We start from the raw sequence: 20,752 nt of genomic DNA, 5'->3' as shown, positions 1-20,752 counted from the left end.
TGATTCTTTGTTTTTATTTTAAAAATCATTCGTTTTGTCAAAAAAAGACGTTTTCTGAAGCATAAATAAATAGCCTATTGAAAAAAAAAAAATATTTTTCAAAATTCAATTTTTCAATTCAAAATATAAAAAGTATTTTTGCGCATGCAACACAACGTACTTATTTTAGATTTCGGATCGCAATATACTCAACTTATTGCGCGTAGAGTTCGCGAATTAAATATATTCTGCGAAATCTTCCCTTACAATCATTTCCCGAGTGATTTATCATCTTATAAAGCAGTAATTCTTGGAGGTAGCCCTTTTTCTGTTAGAGGAGAAGATGCGCCACATCCTGATTTATCTCAAATTAGAGGAAAACTTCCTATGCTGGCCGTTTGTTATGGTGCGCAATATTTATCCCATTTTAGTGGTGGTGAAGTTGCTGCTTCAAACACTAGAGAATATGGTAGAGCCAACTTGTCTTATATAAAAGAGAATGAAATTTTCTTTGAAGGAGTTTCTGAAAATAGCCAGGTTTGGATGAGTCATAGCGATAGTATTAAAGCTTTACCAACAAACGGGGTGAAATTGGCAAGTACTCACGATGTAGAATTTGCGGCTTATAAAATTGAAGGTGAAACAACATACGCTATTCAATACCATCCAGAGGTTTTTCACTCTACGGATGGATCAAAAATGCTGGAAAACTTTTTAGTTAAGATAGCAGAAGTTCCTCAGAATTTTACACCAAATGCTTTTGTTAGCGAAATGGTAGCAGAGTTAAAAGAGAAATTACAAGACGACAAAGTAGTTCTTGGTCTTTCAGGAGGAGTAGATTCTACGGTAGCGGCAGTTTTATTGCACCAAGCTATTGGGAAAAATCTATATTGTATTTTTGTAAATAATGGCTTGCTTCGTAAAAACGAATTCCAAAATGTATTGGATCAATACAAAGGAATGGGTTTGAATGTAAAAGGAGTTGATTCTGGAGATCGTTTCTTGTCTGAATTAGCAGGTGTAAGTGACCCTGAAACCAAACGTAAAATTATTGGACGTGTATTTATCGAAGTTTTTGATGATGAATCGCACCTTATTGAAGATGTAAAATGGTTAGCCCAAGGAACAATTTATCCTGATGTTATTGAATCAGTTTCAGTAAAAGGACCTTCGGCTACTATTAAATCACACCATAATGTAGGTGGTTTGCCAGATTACATGAAATTGAAAATTGTGGAGCCGCTTCGTATGCTTTTCAAAGATGAAGTACGCAGAGTAGGAGCTTCATTAGGAATTGACCCAGAATTATTAGGAAGACATCCTTTCCCAGGACCAGGATTGTCAATTAGAATTTTAGGAGATATTACGCCTGAGAAAGTTAGAATTTTACAAGAAGTAGATTCTGTTTTTATCGAAGGATTGAAATCTTGGGGATTGTATGATAAAGTTTGGCAAGCCGGAGCTATTTTACTTCCTGTAAATAGTGTAGGTGTAATGGGTGATGAGCGTACTTATGAAAAAGTAATTGCATTACGTGCCGTTGAATCTACGGATGGTATGACTGCGGATTGGGTACATTTACCATATGATTTCTTAATGAAAATATCTAATGATATTATTAATAAAGTAAAAGGCGTAAATAGAGTGGTGTATGATATTAGTTCAAAACCGCCAGCAACTATTGAGTGGGAATAATATAATCCCTGCTAATTTCTTCTTTGAACATCATTATTTTTAATGTTCTTTATATAAACGGTATCAAGTTTTGGAACAAAATTTGATACCGTTCCGTTATTAATGATTGAATAATTTTATAAATAAAAATGATGAAATATTTTTTTGCAATTTGTATTACTGCTTTGTTTTTTAACTACAATGTTTTTTCGCAAGAAAAAAATAGTACCCATAAAGTGGAGAAAGGAGAAACGATAAGTCAGATTGCAATAAAGTACAACGTTACTCCATATGATATTTATCAATTAAACCCGGATGCACAAAGTGGATTAAAGCCTAATAGTGTTTTGTTAATTCCAAAAAGTGGAGCGAAACAAAAGACTATAGTGCAAGCTAAGCCAATCGCGAAAACTACAACTCACGAGGTAGCACCGAAAGAAACACTGTACGGGATTGAAAAAAAATACGGCATTTCTGATGAAGATTTGAAGAAAGCCAATCCAACTCTTGAAAAAGAAGGACTAAAAATTGGACAAACGCTCGTTATTCCGTCTAAAAACAGCCCGAAGATAGCTACCGTTACTGTAATTCAAGAAAAAGTAGTTTATCACGAGGTACTTCCAAAGGAAACTAAATATTCTATCTCTAAACAATATGGGATTACCATTCAAGAATTAGAGAAAAAAAATCCTGAAATTGTTTCTAATTTACCTATCGGTTATAAATTAATTATCAAGGGCAATGCTCCAAAAGTAGAGAAAACTAGCCCAGTTGTTGAATCTAAAAAGGAAATTGCAAAACCGAATCCTGTAAAGGTTGCGGTAGCCATTAATTATTTAAATTATGAAGTGAAGCCGAAAGAAACGCTTTATAGTTTGTCAAAAATGTTTGGGATGACTCAGGAAGAATTAATCACTCTAAACCCTGCTTTGTCTCAAGGTGTTGTGGAAGGAATGATTTTGAAGGTCCCGGGAACGATTGCTATTCCGAAGGAAACTAAAAAAGAATACGCTGGATTATCAAAGAAAAGTAACAACAGAAAAAAGTTAGTATTGCTTTTGCCTTTTAATATGCCAAATATTGAAGGAGACACTATCAATACCACTGCAATGCGTCTTAAAAAAGACAAGTTTTTGAACATGACTTTAGATTTTTATTCGGGAGCTTTGATGGCGATTGATTCTGCAAAACAAATAGGACTTTCTATCGATGTTAAGATTTATGATTCGCAAGAAACCAAAAATACTTCTAATGTCGCTTCTATAATTAAAGAAAATAATCTGGAAAATTCAGATGCCGTTGTCGGACCTTTTTATCTGACTAACGTGGAGAAAACAGCTGAATTATTGACTCTGAATCAAGTTCCTGTGATTTCTCCTTTATCAAAAGATATTGGGAATTCATTTAGTAATTTGTATCAAACCATTCCAACGGCTACTGCGGTTAAAAATGCCATGTTTGATTATATGAGAGCAAAAGGCGGTAATATTATAGCTGTAGTCGATAAGAAAAAGGAATCAATGATTCAATTTATAAAAGAGAATCATAAAGATGTGAAATTTTCTGTCCTTGCCGCAAACGGAGCTTTAGCTCCTGAAAATTTAAAAAGTTTATTTGTGAAAGACAAAATAAACTATGTGGTAATGGAAACCGGAAATACAGGAATGATTAAATCAACAATGGCTACTATGTTGAGTGCTATGACAACGTATAAAGTACAGTTGGTTATTTTAGAACCTAATGAAACACTAGATACTGATGAAATTAATTTTGTGAATTTGACAAAATTGAAATTAATGTATCCTTCTGTAACCCGTGAAAACGAATCTCCCGAAGCTTTAATTTTCGAAAAAGAATATAAAAAGAAAAATAAAATTTTCCCTAGCGCTTTCGCAACCCGTGGTTTTGATATTACATTCGATACCATGATGCGTTTGTCACAAGATAGAACGTATCAGGAAACTACTGATTCTATAGCTACTGAGCAGGTAGATAATAAATTTGAATACTATAAAAAAGAAAATGGTGGATATACTAATAAAGGTGTTTACATCTTATATTATGACACCGATTTAACAATAAAAGAAGCTAATTAAAAAGTGTTGAGTAATCAGTGTTCAGTGGCTGTAGAATAAAATAATAATAAAATTATGACATCAAAAGTAACGTACTTAGGCGATTTAAGAACATCATCAATACATTTGCAATCCGGAAATGAAATCATATCAGATGCGCCATTAGACAATAATGGAAAAGGCGAGGCTTTCTCACCAACTGATACGGTTGCGAATGCTTTGGCAAGTTGTATGATGACTGTAATGGGAATAAAAGCTCGCGATATGAATCTAGATTTGAAAGGATCTACTGCTGAAGTAACGAAAATTATGAATGCAGAGCCAAGACGAATTGGAACAATAGAAATTACTTTTGATATGTCAGGGACTGACGACCAGAAGAATAAAACGATTCTGGAGCGAACGGCCATGACCTGTCCTGTTTTCTTGAGTTTAAATACTGAGATCGAAAAAAGAATTACTTTCAACTGGAAATAAGATAGCGTCGAGAAGCAAGAGACAAAAAATCAAGAGGAATTAATACATCTTGATTTTTTGTCTCTTGCTTCTTTTTTATTGAAAAAATGGATAAAAACCAACAACAACTGATTAAACTGGCGCATACCAAAATGCCTTTTGGTAAATATGAAGGTAAATTTCTTATCGATTTGCCTGAATATTATGTGGTTTGGTACAGTAATAAAGGATTTCCAAAAGGAGAATTAGGGGAACAATTGAAATTGATTTACGAATTAAAACTGAACGGATTGGAAGAGTTAATTCGAAACATAAAAAAACGCTATCCTAAACCATAGGATAGACTTTCTTAGACTCCTTAGAATTTTAGAGAATTAGATTTTACTTTTTTTTAATCTAAAAAGAGTCTGAAAATCTAACAGTCTAAAATTCTAATAGTCCAATTAAATTTGTACTTTTGCCAAGTTTTTTACATAACTACAATACAAACAACAACAGAATGAATCAAACGAAATATATTTTTGTTACAGGCGGTGTGACTTCTTCTTTAGGAAAAGGAATTATAGCTGCATCTTTGGCAAAATTGTTACAAGCTAGGGGATACCGTACAACCATCCAAAAGTTTGACCCTTATATTAATGTCGATCCAGGTACTTTAAATCCATACGAGCATGGAGAATGTTATGTGACTGATGATGGTGCGGAAACTGATTTAGATTTAGGACATTATGAGCGTTTCTTGAATGTTCCTACATCTCAAGCCAATAATGTTACTACAGGAAGAATTTATCTTTCGGTTATTGAAAAAGAAAGAAGAGGAGAATTTCTTGGTAAAACAGTACAAGTTGTACCTCACATTACCAATGAAATTAAGGATAGAATGCAATTGCTTGGTAAATCGGGTGATTTTGATATTGTTATTACTGAGATTGGTGGAACAGTTGGGGATATTGAATCCTTGCCATATATTGAATCGGTTCGTCAATTAGTTTGGGAATTAGGAGAGCATAACGGTTTAGTAATTCATTTGACTTTAGTCCCTTATTTGGCCGCAGCCGGAGAATTAAAAACTAAACCAACACAGCATTCTGTTAAAACATTGATGGAAAGTGGTATCAAAGCTGATATTTTAGTTTGTAGAACAGAGCATGAAATTTCAGATGAGATTCGCAACAAATTAGCCTTGTTTTGTAATGTAAAAAGAGAGGCCGTTATACAATCTATCGATGCTTCAACGATTTATGAAGTGCCTAATTTAATGCTGGAAGAAGGTCTTGATATAGTCGCTTTAAAGAAACTGGATTTGCCTAAAAAAGCGGCTCCGGATTTAAAAAACTGGAATACTTTTTTACGCAGACTAAAACATCCTAAGCATGTTGTAAACATCGGTTTGATTGGAAAATATGTAGAAATGCAAGATTGTTACAAATCTATTTTGGAAGCTTTTATTCATGCAGGTGCTGCAAATGAAACTAAAGTTAACGTGATTTCTATTCACTCTGAGCATATTGATGCAACAAATATTGAAGAAAAATTATCAGGTTTAGATGCAATTCTTGTAGCTCCAGGTTTTGGAGAAAGAGGAATTGAAGGAAAAATAGAAGCGGTTCGTTATGCAAGAGAAAATAAAGTTCCGTTTTTCGGAATTTGTTTAGGTATGCAAATGGCAATAATCGAATATGCAAGAAATATTGTAGGTTATCCTGATGCTAATTCGACTGAAATGAATGAGCAAACTTCACATCCTGTTGTCAACTTGATGGAAGAGCAAAAAACGATTACGGACAAAGGGGGAACAATGCGTCTTGGAGCATGGAAATGTGATTTAAAACAAGATTCATTGGCATATAAAATCTACGGGAAAGAAACTATTTCTGAGCGTCACCGTCATCGTTATGAGTACAACAGTAACTATGTTGCACAATTGCAAAATGCAGGTTTGATTGCTTCAGGAGTAAATCCGGATACCGGTTTGGTTGAGATTATAGAGTTAGAGGATCACCCATTTTTTATTGGTGTTCAATACCATCCAGAATACAAAAGTACCGTGGCAAACCCACACCCTATTTTTGTAAATTTTGTGGCAGCGGCAGTTCAAGCAAAGAAAAAATAACATAAGTAATTTGTTTCTTTAAAACTGAAACTTTGAGCTTTAAACTTTAAACCTTTTTTTTAAATTATAATGGAAGAAAAAAAATTAGACCTTAATTCGATTATAGGTTTTATATTGATAGTTGGTATTTTGTTTTGGATCATGTTTCAAAATAAGCCTTCGGAAGCAACTATTGCTGCTGATAAAGCTAAAAAAGAGTTAGTGGCTAAGGAAGCTTTAGCAAAAGCGGCTGCAATTAAAACGGTTGCTACAGCAGCGGCTATTGTACCTGGTGATTCAACTCAAATGGCACAATTACAAAAAACTTTAGGAAATTTCGCTTATTCAGCATCACTTCCTTCCGCAAAAGAAAGTTTTACTACAGTTGAAAATGAATTTGTAAAATTAAAAATCGCGAATAAAGGAGGTTATATTGTTGAAGCCGCTTTGAAAAATTTCGAAAAATTCAAAAAAGGCTCTGGTCAATTAGTTGAATTAATTAAAGACAATAATGCGGATTTAAATATTCAATTGCTTACTAGCGATAACCGTACTTTAAATACAAAAGACTTATTTTTTGAACCAACATTGACAAAAGTTGGAGCAGATCAAATACTGTCTATGAAACTGAAAGCTGGCGCAAATGAGTTTCTGGAATACAAGTACATATTGAAACCTAACGATTACATGGTTGGTTTTGATATTCGTTCTCAAGGATTGAATAAAGTTTTGAATACTGCTAAACCATTGGATTTAGAATGGAATTTAAAAACTTACAGAACAGAAAAAAGTATTGCTTACGAAGATCGTTATACTTTATTGAATTATGAGTATGGTGATAATAAATTTAATAATGTTTCTGGGACTGGAAAAGATGTTCAAGAAGAAACACCTGAAAATGTTAAGTTTATTGCTTTCAAACAGCATTTTTTCAGTACTATTTTATTGACAGATACTCCGTTTGCTAAAACCACACTAAAATCACATAAATTAGTTGTAGATGAAAAAGTAGATACAACATACATCAAGCAATTTAATGCAAATGTTCCTTTAGCATTTACAAATGGTGAAGTAGATTATAAAATGAACTGGTATTTTGGACCATCAGATTATAAAACATTAAAAGCCTACGATAAAAATTTAGAAAAAATTATTCCTTTAGGTTGGGGTATATTTGGATGGATTAACAAATTTGTATTTATTCCATTATTTGGATTTTTAAGTTCTTACATCGCTTATGGAATTGCGATAATTATCTTTACTGTTATTATCAAAATTGCCATGTCGCCTATTACTTATAAATCATTTTTGTCTCAAGCCAAAATGAAAGTATTACGACCTGAAATTACTGAATTGGGAGAAAAATTCAAAAAAGACCCCATGAAGAAACAGCAGGAAACGATGAAGTTGTATAATAAAGCTGGGGTGAACCCAATGGCAGGATGTATTCCGGCCTTGATTCAGCTTCCTTTTATGTATGCCTCGTTTCAGTTTTTTCCATCGGCTTTCGAGTTAAGACAAAAAAGTTTCCTTTGGGCAGACGATTTATCTTCTTTTGACCAAGTTGTAAAATTACCTTTTCATGTTCCTATGTATGGCGATCATATTAGTTTGTTTCCAATATTGGCTGCAATAGCGATTTTCTTCTATATGAAAATGACTTCTGGCGATCAACAAATGGCTGCTCCACAACAAGAAGGAATGCCAGATATGGCAAAAATGATGAAGTATATGATTTATATCTCACCAATTATGATGTTGATTTTCTTCAACAGTTATGGTGCCGGATTGAGTTTGTATAACTTTATTTCGAACTTGATTACTATCGGAATTATGTTTGTTATTAAAAATTACATTGTTGACAGCGATAAAATTCATGCTCAAATACAAGAGAATAAATTGAAAGAGCCGAAGAAACAAGGTAAATTCCAGAAAAAACTTCAAGAAGTTATGGAACAAGCTGAAGCTCAAAAAGCGAAAGACAAAAAGAAATAAAAGTTAAAAAAAATCTCGATATATTTCGAGATTTTTTTGTTTACAGATAATTTAAGCCATCAGAAGTCGTTACTATTAAAAGGTTATTTATTATGAAAGCATTTTATAAAAAAGGAATATGTATTTTGGTTTTTTTGAATGTGTTTTGTCTTCACGCACAAACAGATTTTAATAAATTAGATGAAAAAGGAAAAAAGCATGGTTTATGGAAGGGTTTTTTTGAGGAATCAAAGAGACCGCGTTATGAAGGAACTTTTGTTCATGGGAAGGAAACAGGAGTTTTCAATTTTTATGACGATACCAAAGCAAAATCGGTAATAGCTACCAGAGAATTTAATCCTAAAGACAATTCTGCCTATACTATATTTTATGATCAAGATAAGAATAAAGTAAGCGAGGGGAAAGTTGTAAATAAATTATTTGAAGGGCAATGGAAGTATTACCATCAAGCTTCAAAAACTATTATGACTATTGAAAATTATACAAATGGAAAACTAGAAGGCTTGCGAAGTGTTTTTTATCCTAGCGGTAAAATAGCCGAAGAAATCAGTTATAAAAAGAATCTAAAAGACGGCGTTTATAAGAAATACACCGAAAAAGGAATTGTACTTGAAGAATCTATTTTTAAGAATAATGAGTACAATGGTTTGGCCATTTTCAAGGATACGGATGGGAATGTGGTTTCTAAAGGACAGTTTGTAAATGGAAAAAAATCAGGGTCTTGGCAATTTTTCGAAAAAGGAAAAAAAGTCAAAGAAGTGAATATGAGTATTCCTCAAAATGCAACAAAATCCAAATCTTAATTAAGTGTATCGTTACACAACTACTGTAGTAAATCTTTCGTAACTTTGCACCCTTATAAAATTATAATTTTTTGAAGATGAAGCGTGTTGTTGTAGGACTTTCAGGAGGTGTAGATTCTAGTGTTGCTGCTTATTTATTGCAACAACAAGGATATGAAGTCATAGGTCTTTTTATGAAAAATTGGCATGATGATTCGGTTACTATTTCTAATGAATGCCCATGGCTGGAAGATAGTAATGATGCATTACTCGTTGCTGAAAAATTAGGAATTCCTTTTCAAACGGTAGATTTAAGTGAAGAATACAAAGAGAAAATCGTTGATTATATGTTCAACGAATATGAAAAAGGGCGTACTCCAAACCCCGATGTGCTTTGTAATCGCGAAATAAAATTTGATGTTTTCATGAAAATCGCTTTGAGTCTTGGTGCCGATTATGTGGCGACGGGACATTACTGTCAAAAAAGTGAAATCGAAGTCAACGGTGAAACCGTTTATCAATTGCGAGCGGGTGCCGATACCAATAAAGATCAATCGTATTTTCTTTGTCAATTGTCACAAGAGCAATTGGCAAAATCATTATTTCCTATAGGCGAATTGACCAAACCGGAAGTTCGGGAAATTGCGGCCCAAATGGATTTGATTACTGCTGAAAAGAAAGATTCTCAAGGTTTGTGTTTCATAGGAAAAGTACGTTTGCCAGAATTTTTGCAGCAAAAATTGCAACCTAAAGACGGGATTATTATTCAAATAGATAAAAACGATTCTGTTTACAATTCTGAAAAAGAAGAAGGTTTAACTCTTGAAGAAGATTTGGCATTTGATGCAAGAAAAATTCCATACACGCCTGAGATGGGTAAAAAAGTAGGAAAACACCAAGGAGCTCATTATTTTACCACAGGTCAACGAAAAGGACTCAATGTGGGTGGTACAACTGATCCATTATTTATTATAGCCACTAATGTGGAAACCAATACGATTTATACCGGATTAACCAGTCAACATCCTGGATTGTTCAAGAAAGCATTACTTGTTGAAAAATCGGAAGTACATTGGATCCGTAAAGATATGGCTTTGGCCAATGGTGAAACAATGGAAGTTATGGCGAGAATCCGTTACAGACAACCTTTACAAAACGCCACCTTACATCAATTTGAGAATGGAATGTATATATCCTTTGAAGAACCTCAATCTGCAATAACCGAAGGACAATTTGTTGCTTGGTATTTAGCAGATGAATTAGTTGGTTCGGGAGTAATTTCTTAGTTTAGTGCTTTATTTATAAAAAGGTCTAAAACATATATTTTCCCTGAATTAAGAATGTCTTCAAACAGCTATAAAGAGGATTAAATCCTAACTTTAGTTGGAATTTTCAGGCCTAAAAAATAAAGTTAACTATGAGAAAATTCTATTTATTTCTTTTTTTGTTGATTACTTCTGTTGGTTTTTCTCAAGAAGATGCTTGGGTATATTTCAATGCTAAACCCAGTTCTCAGCCTTATTTTGATTCGCCTTTGCAAATGCTTTCCCAAAGGGCTTTGGATAGAAGAACGATTCAAAATATAGTATTGGATTCTAAAGATATTCCAATAGACATGTCTTATGTCAATCAGGTAAAAGCTGTTGCAGGAATTACTGTTATGGCAAAATCCAAATGGTTGAATGCTATTCATGTTCGAGGAACCCAAGCAATTATAAATTCATTGACAGCGTTTTCTTTTGTCAGTAAAGTTGATTTTGCAAATAAATTACTCAATCAGACTGGAAAGATTTCAAAGTTATCCAAAATAAAAAAGGTAAATAAAAGCAAGAAAACCAAAATTAATTACGCTTACGGGACATCAACAAATCAAATACAGATGCTTAATGGACAATTATTGCATCAACAGAATTATACTGGTGCAGGGAAAATAATAGCCGTTTTAGATGCAGGATTTCCGGGGGTTAATACAGCACTGCCATTTCAAAGATTAAGAGATAATAACCAAATTTTAGGAGGTTATAATTTTGTTTTAAGAAATCCCGATTTTTATACTGGAGTTTCGCACGGAACATCGGTACTTTCGGCAATGGGCGGTTACAAAGAAAATTCGTTAGTGGGAACAGCACCAGATGCTTCCTATTATTTATTTATTACTGAAGATGATACTTCTGAAAATCCTGTTGAAGAATCGCTTTGGGTTGAAGCTGCCGAAAAAGCAGATAGTTTGGGCGTTGATATTATAAATACTTCTTTAGGTTATTTTGAATATGATAATCCTGCGTATAGTCATACTTATAGTGAAATGAACGGAGCTACCTCCTTTATATCTCGTGGAGCTGAAATTGCATTTAGCAGAGGTATGATTGTATTGGCGTCAGCCGGTAATTCAGGAGGTACATCTGATCCATACATTGCTGTACCTGCTGATGCTGTATCTGTAATTGCCGTAGGAGCTGTAAATGCATCAGAGTTATTGACTTCATTTAGTTCCATAGGACCTTCGTCTGACGGAAGGGTAAAACCGGATGTTATGGCTCAAGGAAAATCAGATGTTTTGTCCGATGAATTTGGGAATATTGTATATGCAGATGGCACTTCTTTTTCCAGCCCCATTATGGCAGGAATGGTTGCTTGTTTGTGGCAAGCAAATCCAAGTAAAACCAATGCCGAAATAAGACAGTTGCTATTAAAATCAGCAGATAGATTTGCAATGCCCGACAATCAATATGGTTATGGAATCCCAGATTTTAATTTAGCAGTGACTAATGGATTATCATTGAACACTTTTTCTAAAGATGATTTTATAATTTATCCAAATCCGGCAATTGATTTTATTACAATTTTATTACCGGTAGGACTGGATCGAGCGATGGTTAGCATTTATTCTATTTCAGGTCAAAAAGTATTGGACAAAGAAATTACAATTGAATCGCCTAGTATTTCATTGAAAGCATTAAGCAAAGGAATGTATGTGTATAAAGTGGAATCAAATTCTTTTTTCAAAAGCGGAAAAATAATAAAACGTTAACGGCACTAATACAACATGAATAAAATCACAGATCTTTTCAAGATTAAATACCCAATTATTCAGGGAGGAATGATTTGGAATAGCGGTTATAAATTAGCAAGCGCGGTGAGTAATGCAGGAGGTTTGGGATTGATAGGCGCTGGTTCCATGTATCCCGAAGTCCTACGGGAACACATTCAAAAATGTAAAAAAGCCACCTCAAAACCTTTTGGCGTAAATGTTCCGATGTTGTATCCCAACATCGAAGAAATAATGAAAATAATTGTTGACGAAGGTGTGAAAATCGTTTTTACATCAGCTGGAAACCCAAAAACGTGGACTTCTTATTTGAAAGAAAACGGGATAACTGTAGTGCATGTGGTCAGTAGTTCTGTATTTGCATTAAAAGCACAAGATGCGGGCGTTGATGCTGTTGTTGCCGAAGGGTTTGAAGCTGGAGGACATAATGGCAGAGAGGAAACCACGACACTTACACTCATTCCAATGGTGAAAGAAAAAATCAAGATTCCATTAATAGCTGCCGGAGGTATCGCTACTGGCCGTGGCATGCTTGCGGTAATGGTGCTTGGTGCTGATGGAGTTCAAGTAGGTAGCAGATTTGCTGCTTCCGTGGAATCATCTGCACATGAAAACTTCAAGGAAACGATAGTAAATGTAAAAGAAGGCGATACGCAATTGACCTTAAAAGAACTGGCTCCAGTTCGATTAATTAAAAATAAATTTTATCAAGATGTTCAGCATTTGTATGAACAATGCGCAACAAAAGAAGATTTAATTGGTTTATTAGGTAGAGCCAGAGCAAAGCGTGGAATGTTTGAAGGAGATTTAATCGAAGGAGAATTAGAAATAGGTCAAATTGCAGGTTTGATTCACGAGATAAAACCAGTTTCAGTTATCGTTGAAGAAATGATGTCAGATTTTGAAACTGCAATAAGAGAAGTAATGAATTTTGATTTTTAATTTATAAATATGACTAAAACAAAAATATATACCATATTGCTTTTTATGGTCTTAGGACTGCAATATTCTTATAGCCAAAACTATAAGTTTAAGACTTCAGGTTTTAGTGTTTTAGAAAAAAAGGAAAATGGGAAGTGGGGAAAATGGTCTGATTTGGATTTGGTCAATATTTTAGTCACATTAGACACTAATAAAAACAGAATTGTAATTTATTCCCAAGTTATTCAACTGTTTGAAATTATCGATTATCAAGCCACTGAAGAAAATGATACAGATATTGTTTATTCGTTTACTTGTAAAGACAATAATGGGGATAATTGTACGCTATCCATCATCACCCGAAAAAAACAAGATAATAGGAAGCAATTGTACATCAATTATGATGACAGAATTGTAGTTTATAATATTTTCAATATGTAAATAAAAAATCCGCTTTAAGCGGATTTTTTTATGTCAATTTGAATTCGGTAAAAAAAGTAGAATTGTAATTTCGTTATGTTGCGTAAGGGATGGAAGTGAAAAGCCCACAGCCTGACGAAGGAAGAGCGAGGACTTGTAACGTACAGCCCGACCCGTTTTTTCAACGGGTCACGCCCTAAATTTTCTCAATATCTTTAATGAATTCATCATACTCCATATAGAACAATTCCAGAGCATTCATTTTCTCGTTATAGAAGTCAAATATTTCATCCCAATAGTTGCGATTGCTAACGCCGACACCTAATTTTTCAACCCAAATGCGGCTGATGGTTTTGCCATTTTCAAGAGTATAGTCTTTTTCGAAAACTAAATTTTTGACGAATTCGTCTTCCAGAATGTTTTTTAATGCTTCTATTTTTTCAAAATAGGCAATTCGCTTTTCATCATTTCGATGCTCAATGTCGATTAAAACTTGTGCCTTTTTATTGTCTACGTAAAACTTGAAAGAAAAGTCTTTAATTTTAGTGTCGTATAGCATCCATTTTCGAGGGTATTTTTTTGCGAAAGTGACCCAGAATTCTCGTTTTAATTTTTGAGTTTCTTCTTTACTGTACATTTTATTTATTTGAATTTGATTTTAGAAAATTTGCGAAGCATTATTTTCTAAACTATATTTATAAGATCTTTTTTGAGATGCAAAAATAGACTTTGATTATGGATTTTCAAGATTTTTTAAAATATGTTCCTAATTTAGTAGAGGTAAAACTTCCTGCTGCCGAAGCGCACCTTAAAATGGCGCCATTAGAAAGAATTGATGCTTTGAAAAGTGGTATTTTTGATGATAAAAAAACTAGAAAAGCCGCTGTGATGATGTTGTTTTATCCTAAAAATGGAAAGACACATTTGGTACTTATTGTTCGGAATTCCTATGAAGGGGTTCATTCTTCCCAAATTGCATTTCCTGGCGGTAAGTATGAAACTGAAGATGAGGTTTTTGTAAATACAGCTTTACGGGAAACTCATGAGGAAATAGGAATTTTGCCTAGGGATATTGAAATTATCAAGCCTTTTACACAAATGTATATTCCGCCAAGCAATTTTATGGTGCACCCTTTTTTAGGGATTAGCAGAGAGGAGATTCGTTTTATTCCTGAGCCTAATGAAGTGGCAGCTATTATTGAATTGCCGTTATCCGTTTTTTTGAGTGATGAGATTATTATCAGTGCTGAAATGGTTACTTCCTATGCGGGAAAAATTATAGTTCCTGCTTTTAAAATTGAGGAACATATCGTTTGGGGAGCTACAGCAATGATGATGAGTGAGTTAAAAGAGGTCTTGAAAGAAGTTCTAGGTTAGAAATCTTTTTTAAGAGTTAAAAAATAGTCGTTTTAATTGAATTATTTTTAATTTAGTTCACATAAAAACGGATGCTAACGACAAATATAATTTTCGTACGTTTGTAATCCAAATTCACAAAAAAAATACACAATTTTATGGGATTGTTTAAGAGAAATCCTTTTGGACATATATTATTTATAAAAAAATGGTTAATCCGAATCTTCGGAGGTATTACGCATAGACGCTATAGAGGATTTAATGAATTACAAATTGAAGGTTCTGAGATTATCAGGAATTTACCGGATACGAATGTCCTTTTTATATCGAATCATCAAACTTATTTTGCAGATGTCGTAGCGATGTTTCATGTCTTTAATGCTAGTTTAAGCGGACGAGACGATACTATTAAAAATGTATGTTATCTATGGCAGCCCAAAATGAATATTTATTATGTTGCCGCCAAAGAAACTATGCAAGCAGGACTTTTGCCAAGAATATTGGCTTATGCCGGCGCAATAACAGTGGAAAGAACTTGGCGAGTAAAAGGTGTGGATGTTGCCGAAAAGAAAGATGTAAATCCAGATGATACGGAAAATATCAAAATAGCGTTAAAAGATGGCTGGGTAATCACTTTTCCACAAGGAACAACCAAGTCTTTTAAACCGGTTCGTAAAGGAACGGCTCATATTATCAAACAACACAGGCCAATAGTTGTCCCAATCGTAATTGATGGTTTTCGTCGTTCATTTGATAAAAAGGGATTGCGCATGAAAAAGAAAGGAATCCTACAGTCGTTTATCATCAAAGAACCGTTAGATATTGATTATGATAATGATACAATTGATGAAATTGTCGAAAAAGTAGAATATGCCATTGAACAACACCCTTCGTTTCTAAAAGTAATTCCTGCTGAAGAACTAAAAGCACAGGAAGAATTGAACCGTTTAAGACAATGGGAATATTAAATTGAAGTTATTAAGTTTTAAAAAAAGTTGAAGTTTAAGAGTTTAAACGTTTAGTTTTTTTTGCTAATTTTAAATTATAATTTCAAAATCTTTAATCAAGATTCTATATTCTTTATAAATCCTATATTCATTTCGGCTCCCTCTCCTTTGGAGAGAGTTGAGGACTTAAAGGTCTATCTTTTTCAATTCCTTGTAATTAGCATACAATCTCCTTAACAAGATTCCATACAATAACCTGTAAAATAACCAGAATATCCCAAAAAATACAGCGATTGTCAAAATTAGAATGCCTATTGTTATAGCCATAATTTTTCCGTCATTGGCAATTTTTTCTCTTAAAATTGCCACATCAGGATTGTAGGAAAAGGCAATTACAAAACCAATAATTAAGCTAAAAACAATCATTCCAAGATTATACCAAACATAGCATTGGACAGTTTTCCTTGTTTTTAGGATGTCTTTCATTAGCTGTTTGGTAGAAACAGTTGTCGAAATCAGGATGTAGTTTTTATAAAATAAATAAATAAAAACCAATATCACACCATAATTAAAAATGGTTAATGCTTCAAAATATTTTATCAGTTCATCGTGCTTAATCTTTTTTAAATAATCATCCGAATTAAAAAATAAGCTAATCGATGTCCATAGTAAAACTTCCAAAATGCTGATAATCAAAATCCATCTCACTATCGAAGATGATTTTTTATGAATCATTTTATAAATCTCTATTTCCGAAACCTGTTCAAAAGAATTATCATTCTTCTGCCAATCTTTTTTTAATAAATCCAGCTCTTTCATATTTCTAATGGATTTAATATTTTTTTTAATTTCCCCTTTATTCTGTTCATTTTCACCCTCGCATTTACTTCACTAATTCCTAATGTTTCAGCTATTTCGGTATAATCTTTATCTTCCAGATACATAAATACTAATGCTTTTTCAATGTCATTTAACTGGTATACAGCTTTGTACATGAGTTTTATCTGTTCTTCTTCCTCATAATTGTACTCAATATCATGAGTAAAATGCTGTCTTCCCTCAAATTCAATGGTGCTTATCGATCGTTTTGTCTTTCGATACAAAGTAATGGCTGTATTCAAAGCGACTCTATAGGCCCAAGTAGAAAATTTGCTGTCGCCTCTGAATTTTGGAAATGCCTTCCATAACTGAATCGTGATTTCCTGAAACAAATCCTTATGTGCATCATCGCCATTAGTATATAACCTACAAATTTTGTGGATTATATTCTGATTTGCCTGCAACTGCTTTACAAAAGAATGCTCTAGATTATCACTCATACATATGTTAGTAATCCAAAAATAGATTTTGTTACAAAATAGCACATTTTTTCTGGTAGCACAAACTTTTCGATTTATAATAAATACTCCTCCCGCTGTACATTGCAATCTTTCTAGTCCTGAAAAAAAATCAGGACTAGAAAGGATTTTCATTACCATCGGGGCTAATTTACACGTTTAGATTTCTTAATAACTTTTTCCAAAAAAAGAATGTAACATATTCAGTTTTTATTACAAAAAAAAAGTCCTTTATGAAATTTTCATAAAGGACTTTTTTATAAGGTATTATTGATTATTTTTTGCAATCAGAATAATCTACATTAAAAGTATATTTTTTATCAGTAACTTTTTGAACTGCAGGATTGTTTCTGTGGTCTGGTTTGTATGCTGCTCCAGTTCCTAAATCTACTCCAATACCTAATATTCCAAATGAGATAACGCTAAGTATAAAATTTCCTGTTCTAAAAGCGTTATTAAACGTTTGTTTTTTAGCATCACAACCGTCTTCTTTCAATTCTACATTTAATGATTTGTTTCTTGGAAATAATGCAGTTACTTGTCCGTTACCCATCTTTTGTCCATCAACATAAATTTGAGCGTTTGGATGTCCATTAGCAATTATCGTACCTTCATACCTACTTCCACCAAACATAACACCACAACTGTTTAACAACATTAACATTGATAAAGAGACTACTGCAATTGAAATTCTTTTTTTCATAAATTAAAGATTTATTGTTTTAAATTAAATATGTAGCCAAATTATGAATAAAAAAATTATAATAACAAATAAAATCTTATATTTTTTTGCAAGGCATTAATCTAATGGTACTTTGTTTTTATTTAAAGTTAGTTAAGTCTTTTTTCTTTATTAACTTCGTTTTTTATTATATAAATATGAACATCCCAAATTCAGCTTTACCCAGAATAGTCATTATAGGAGGAGGCTTTGCAGGACTAGCATTAGCCAGAAAACTAAAAGATAAGGAAGTGCAAGTCGTTCTTTTAGATAAACACAATTATCATACTTTTCAACCCTTATTGTATCAAGTGGCGACAGGCGGACTCGAAGCCGGATCCATCGCATATCCCATCCGGAAAGTCATTCAGGAATACGATGATGTTTATTTTAGACTGACTAATGTAGAAGAAATTGATACTGAAAATCAAAAAATTAAAGCTGAAATAGGGGACCTGTCCTATGACTATCTGGTTATAGCAACGGGTTCCAAAACTAATTATTTTGGTAACAAAGAAATAGAGCGTAACAGTATGTCTATGAAAACCATACCACAATCGCTCAATATTCGCAGTCTTATTCTTGAAAATTTCGAACAAGCCGTTTTAACTACTGATATAGCCGAACAAAATAGCCTTATTAATTTTGTGCTAGTGGGTGGTGGACCAACAGGAGTAGAGCTGGCTGGCGCTTTGGCCGAAATGAAAAAAGCCATCTTGCAAAAAGATTATCCCGATCTTGATATTGCAAAAATGGAAATCAATCTCATACAAAGTGGCGACAGAATTCTAAATACCATGAGTGAGGATTCCTCACAGGCCGCCGAAAAATTTCTAATTAGTTTGGGCGTTAAAATTTGGAAAAATGTACGGGTAACAAATTATGATGGGCGTACCATAACGACTAATTCCGATTTGACTTTTGAAACTGCTACTGTAATATGGACAGCTGGAGTACAAGGTGCTGTAGTCGCGGGGCTAGATGGCGATTCGCTTGTTGAAAAAGTAGAACGTATTAGAGTAAATAAATTCAATCAAGTAGTAGGTTATGACAATATTTTTGCCATAGGCGATATTGCATCAATGGAAACCGAAGCGTATCCGCAAGGACATCCTATGATGGCACAACCCGCCATGCAACAAGGAAAATTATTGGGAGAAAACATAATTAAATTAATTAGAAAACAACCCATGGAAGCTTTTGAATATAATGACAAAGGTGCAATGGCAACCATAGGAAGAAATAAAGCGGTAGTCGATTTGCCAAAATACCATTTCAGTGGAGTTTTTGCTTGGTTTGTCTGGATGTTTGTGCATTTATTCTCCTTAATTGGATTCAAAAATAAAGCGGTAGTTTTCTTGAATTGGGTGTACAACTACATTCGTTTTGACCGAGAAGGAAGATTGATTATTAGACCATACAAAAAGAAAAGTTTCACGACATTTACAAGTGATGAAGTGTAAATAATTTTGCTTGCAAACCAATAAATTAAAGTTGTGATATCATTCTTACAGGTCTGATAATCAATATTTTTAAGACGTAAAATCATTCTTACAATGCTTTGATTTTCAATATTTTAACAAAATTATAGTATTTGTAATCACTTGATTATCAGTTATTTGTTAATATTGTGGATTATAGGTGATTATGAGGTTATTTTTGGAAAGAGATTTGATTTAATTTTGTTTTTAAACAAAGTTGTAATTAATGAAAAGAGTTATCCTTTCCAATTTTCATCCCATTTTGGTGGGAAAATTAATAGACCAAACAAAGCTCAATCAGTACACAAAATTTCTCTATTATCATTTTCAAAATCTCCCACAATCGGATGTTTCAGGAAGTGATGGTGTCGAGCCGGTAAGTTTTGAGTCTATATCTGATCATGTAGATAAATATTCCGTTTCTTCAGAAAGCATAAATAGCAGACAAATTTTAATTTTTGAAGAGGTTGAGAATTTTATTGAAAATGAAATGGATATTACTTTGCCTTCTGAATACCATTTTCCTGCTGGTTTTGAAGTCAAACCCGGAAATCTTTATGGTCCTAAAATAGAGGTTCGAATGGAATGGTTTAAAAGAAAAATGGGATATGTTTTTGACGAATTTTACTCAAATACAATTTCAAGTCCTGAAAATCTTATTCATGTTACATGTTCGGGCTATTCTTCTCCCAGTGTTGCGCAGGAAGCCGTAATAGAAAGAGATTGGGAAACGGTTCAAGTTACCCATTCCTACCATATGGGATGTTATGGTGCTTTTCCGGCAATTCGTACGGGAAGAAGTTTGTTATGCTCCAGTGAAACTAAAGGTAGAGTAGATATAGTTCACACTGAATTATTGTCGGCCCATTTAAATTTAGTTGAGTTTTCTAATTCAAATACCATGATTTGCTCTCTTTTTGCAGATGGATTCATTGGCTATTCTTTATTTGATGAGGAATCGTTTATGGAAGACGATTCCTTTCCGGAGAAAAAAGGCTTACGAATTTTAGCGGCTCATGAGGTAATTATTCCAGATTCATTGGAGGATATGTCTTGGGATTTAGGGGAGTATAATTTTTTAATGACACTATCTAAAAGGGTTCCCGTTTTTATTCGTAAAAATATCAAACCGTTTTTGACTACACTTTGCAAGAAAGTTGATATTGACCTTGATAAAGAGAAATCCAAAATGCATTTTGCAATACATCCCGGTGGACCAAAAATCATTGATTATGTTATAGATGCAATTGGATTGTCTAAAGATCAAGCTAGTTGGTCTTATGAAATATTACGCCGTCTGGGAAATATGTCTTCTGCGACGATTCCACATATTTTTAACGAAATTATAAATGATCCAAACATAAAATCTGGAACAAAAGTTGTTGCAATGGCTTTTGGACCAGGACTAACGGCTACAGGATTGTTGCTTGAAAAAATATAATTCAGGTAAAATTTTTAAAAAAATAG

Annotated in this window: 19 protein-coding genes; 15 read left to right on the top strand and 4 right to left on the bottom strand. The window is 33.3% G+C overall.

Annotation, left to right across the window (positions count from 1 at the left end; all coding sequences use genetic code 11):
* The first annotated feature begins 144 nt into the window (after window positions 1-144).
* From guaA to ACM55H_RS06765, 11 genes are all read left to right on the top strand, one after another.
* Entirely contained in the window at window positions 145-1,674 is a 1,530-nt protein-coding gene (gene guaA / locus ACM55H_RS06815) for a glutamine-hydrolyzing GMP synthase (protein WP_035670833.1), read from the top strand.
* Window positions 1,675-1,802: 128 nt separating this feature from the next.
* The gene (locus tag ACM55H_RS06810) at window positions 1,803-3,749 is read left to right on the top strand and encodes a LysM peptidoglycan-binding domain-containing protein (protein ID WP_416835803.1); all 1,947 of its coding nucleotides are present in this window, start codon (window positions 1,803-1,805) and stop codon (window positions 3,747-3,749) included.
* A 54-nt stretch (window positions 3,750-3,803) separates the two neighbouring features.
* Window positions 3,804-4,205 carry an OsmC family protein gene (locus tag ACM55H_RS06805; protein ID WP_035670836.1) on the top strand — a complete coding sequence of 134 codons (402 nt, stop codon included), beginning with the start codon at window positions 3,804-3,806 and terminating at the stop codon, window positions 4,203-4,205.
* Window positions 4,206-4,291: 86 nt separating this feature from the next.
* Window positions 4,292-4,522, top strand: a complete 231-nt coding sequence (locus ACM55H_RS06800; protein WP_132112187.1) for a DUF3820 family protein — start codon at window positions 4,292-4,294, stop codon at window positions 4,520-4,522.
* A 161-nt stretch (window positions 4,523-4,683) separates the two neighbouring features.
* Window positions 4,684-6,297: a CTP synthase gene (locus ACM55H_RS06795; RefSeq protein ID WP_035670840.1), complete on the top strand. Its 1,614-nt coding sequence runs from the start codon at window positions 4,684-4,686 to the stop codon at window positions 6,295-6,297.
* A gap of 69 nt (window positions 6,298-6,366) precedes the next feature.
* Window positions 6,367-8,271 (top strand): membrane protein insertase YidC, encoded by a 1,905-nt coding sequence (gene yidC, locus ACM55H_RS06790; RefSeq protein ID WP_416835802.1) that lies wholly within the window; start codon window positions 6,367-6,369, stop codon window positions 8,269-8,271.
* A gap of 92 nt (window positions 8,272-8,363) precedes the next feature.
* Window positions 8,364-9,074: a toxin-antitoxin system YwqK family antitoxin gene (locus tag ACM55H_RS06785; RefSeq protein ID WP_416835801.1), complete on the top strand. Its 711-nt coding sequence runs from the start codon at window positions 8,364-8,366 to the stop codon at window positions 9,072-9,074.
* A gap of 77 nt (window positions 9,075-9,151) precedes the next feature.
* Entirely contained in the window at window positions 9,152-10,339 is a 1,188-nt protein-coding gene (gene mnmA / locus ACM55H_RS06780) for a tRNA 2-thiouridine(34) synthase MnmA (protein ID WP_416835800.1), read from the top strand.
* A 131-nt stretch (window positions 10,340-10,470) separates the two neighbouring features.
* Window positions 10,471-12,084, top strand: coding sequence for a S8 family serine peptidase (locus ACM55H_RS06775; RefSeq protein WP_416835799.1), 1,614 nt, complete (start codon window positions 10,471-10,473; stop codon window positions 12,082-12,084).
* A gap of 15 nt (window positions 12,085-12,099) precedes the next feature.
* A complete protein-coding gene (locus ACM55H_RS06770) occupies window positions 12,100-13,044 on the top strand; it encodes an NAD(P)H-dependent flavin oxidoreductase (protein ID WP_416835798.1) in 945 nt (314 codons plus the stop codon).
* Between the two features lie 9 nt (window positions 13,045-13,053).
* The gene (locus ACM55H_RS06765) at window positions 13,054-13,464 is read left to right on the top strand and encodes a hypothetical protein (RefSeq protein ID WP_416835797.1); all 411 of its coding nucleotides are present in this window, start codon (window positions 13,054-13,056) and stop codon (window positions 13,462-13,464) included.
* Between the two features lie 175 nt (window positions 13,465-13,639).
* On the opposite strand, the gene ACM55H_RS06760 is transcribed toward ACM55H_RS06765, so the two are convergent.
* Window positions 13,640-14,080, bottom strand: a complete 441-nt coding sequence (locus ACM55H_RS06760) for a DUF4268 domain-containing protein (RefSeq protein WP_416835796.1) — start codon at window positions 14,078-14,080, stop codon at window positions 13,640-13,642.
* A 98-nt stretch (window positions 14,081-14,178) separates the two neighbouring features.
* On the opposite strand from ACM55H_RS06760, the gene ACM55H_RS06755 reads away from it, so the two are divergent.
* The gene (locus ACM55H_RS06755; RefSeq protein ID WP_416835795.1) at window positions 14,179-14,820 is read left to right on the top strand and encodes an NUDIX hydrolase; all 642 of its coding nucleotides are present in this window, start codon (window positions 14,179-14,181) and stop codon (window positions 14,818-14,820) included.
* A gap of 137 nt (window positions 14,821-14,957) precedes the next feature.
* Window positions 14,958-15,767: a lysophospholipid acyltransferase family protein gene (locus tag ACM55H_RS06750; protein WP_416835794.1), complete on the top strand. Its 810-nt coding sequence runs from the start codon at window positions 14,958-14,960 to the stop codon at window positions 15,765-15,767.
* 165 nt (window positions 15,768-15,932) lie between these two features.
* Here the strand turns inward: ACM55H_RS06750 and ACM55H_RS06745 are convergent, their stop codons facing one another.
* From ACM55H_RS06745 to ACM55H_RS06735, 3 genes are all read right to left on the bottom strand, one after another.
* Window positions 15,933-16,565, bottom strand: coding sequence for a hypothetical protein (locus tag ACM55H_RS06745; protein ID WP_416835793.1), 633 nt, complete (start codon window positions 16,563-16,565; stop codon window positions 15,933-15,935).
* Window positions 16,562-17,065, bottom strand: a complete 504-nt coding sequence (locus ACM55H_RS06740) for an RNA polymerase sigma factor (RefSeq protein ID WP_416835792.1) — start codon at window positions 17,063-17,065, stop codon at window positions 16,562-16,564. Before ACM55H_RS06740 ends, ACM55H_RS06745 begins: the two co-directional genes overlap by 4 nt.
* 292 nt (window positions 17,066-17,357) lie before the next feature.
* Entirely contained in the window at window positions 17,358-17,786 is a 429-nt protein-coding gene (locus ACM55H_RS06735) for a hypothetical protein (protein ID WP_416835791.1), read from the bottom strand.
* Window positions 17,787-17,962: 176 nt separating this feature from the next.
* Between ACM55H_RS06735 and ACM55H_RS06730 the strand changes: the two genes are divergently transcribed.
* Together ACM55H_RS06730 and ACM55H_RS06725 are read left to right on the top strand one after the other, a co-directional pair.
* Entirely contained in the window at window positions 17,963-19,267 is a 1,305-nt protein-coding gene (locus ACM55H_RS06730; protein ID WP_416835790.1) for an NAD(P)/FAD-dependent oxidoreductase, read from the top strand.
* A gap of 244 nt (window positions 19,268-19,511) precedes the next feature.
* Entirely contained in the window at window positions 19,512-20,726 is a 1,215-nt protein-coding gene (locus ACM55H_RS06725) for a 3-oxoacyl-[acyl-carrier-protein] synthase III C-terminal domain-containing protein (protein ID WP_416835789.1), read from the top strand.
* Window positions 20,727-20,752 lie beyond the last annotated feature (26 nt).

This window comes from Flavobacterium cryoconiti (assembly GCF_048158645.1).
Classification (GTDB): Bacteria; Bacteroidota; Bacteroidia; order Flavobacteriales; family Flavobacteriaceae; genus Flavobacterium; species Flavobacterium cryoconiti.
The sequence above is the reverse complement of the archived record's forward strand: the minus strand, read 5'-3'. Positions and strand labels throughout refer to the sequence as shown.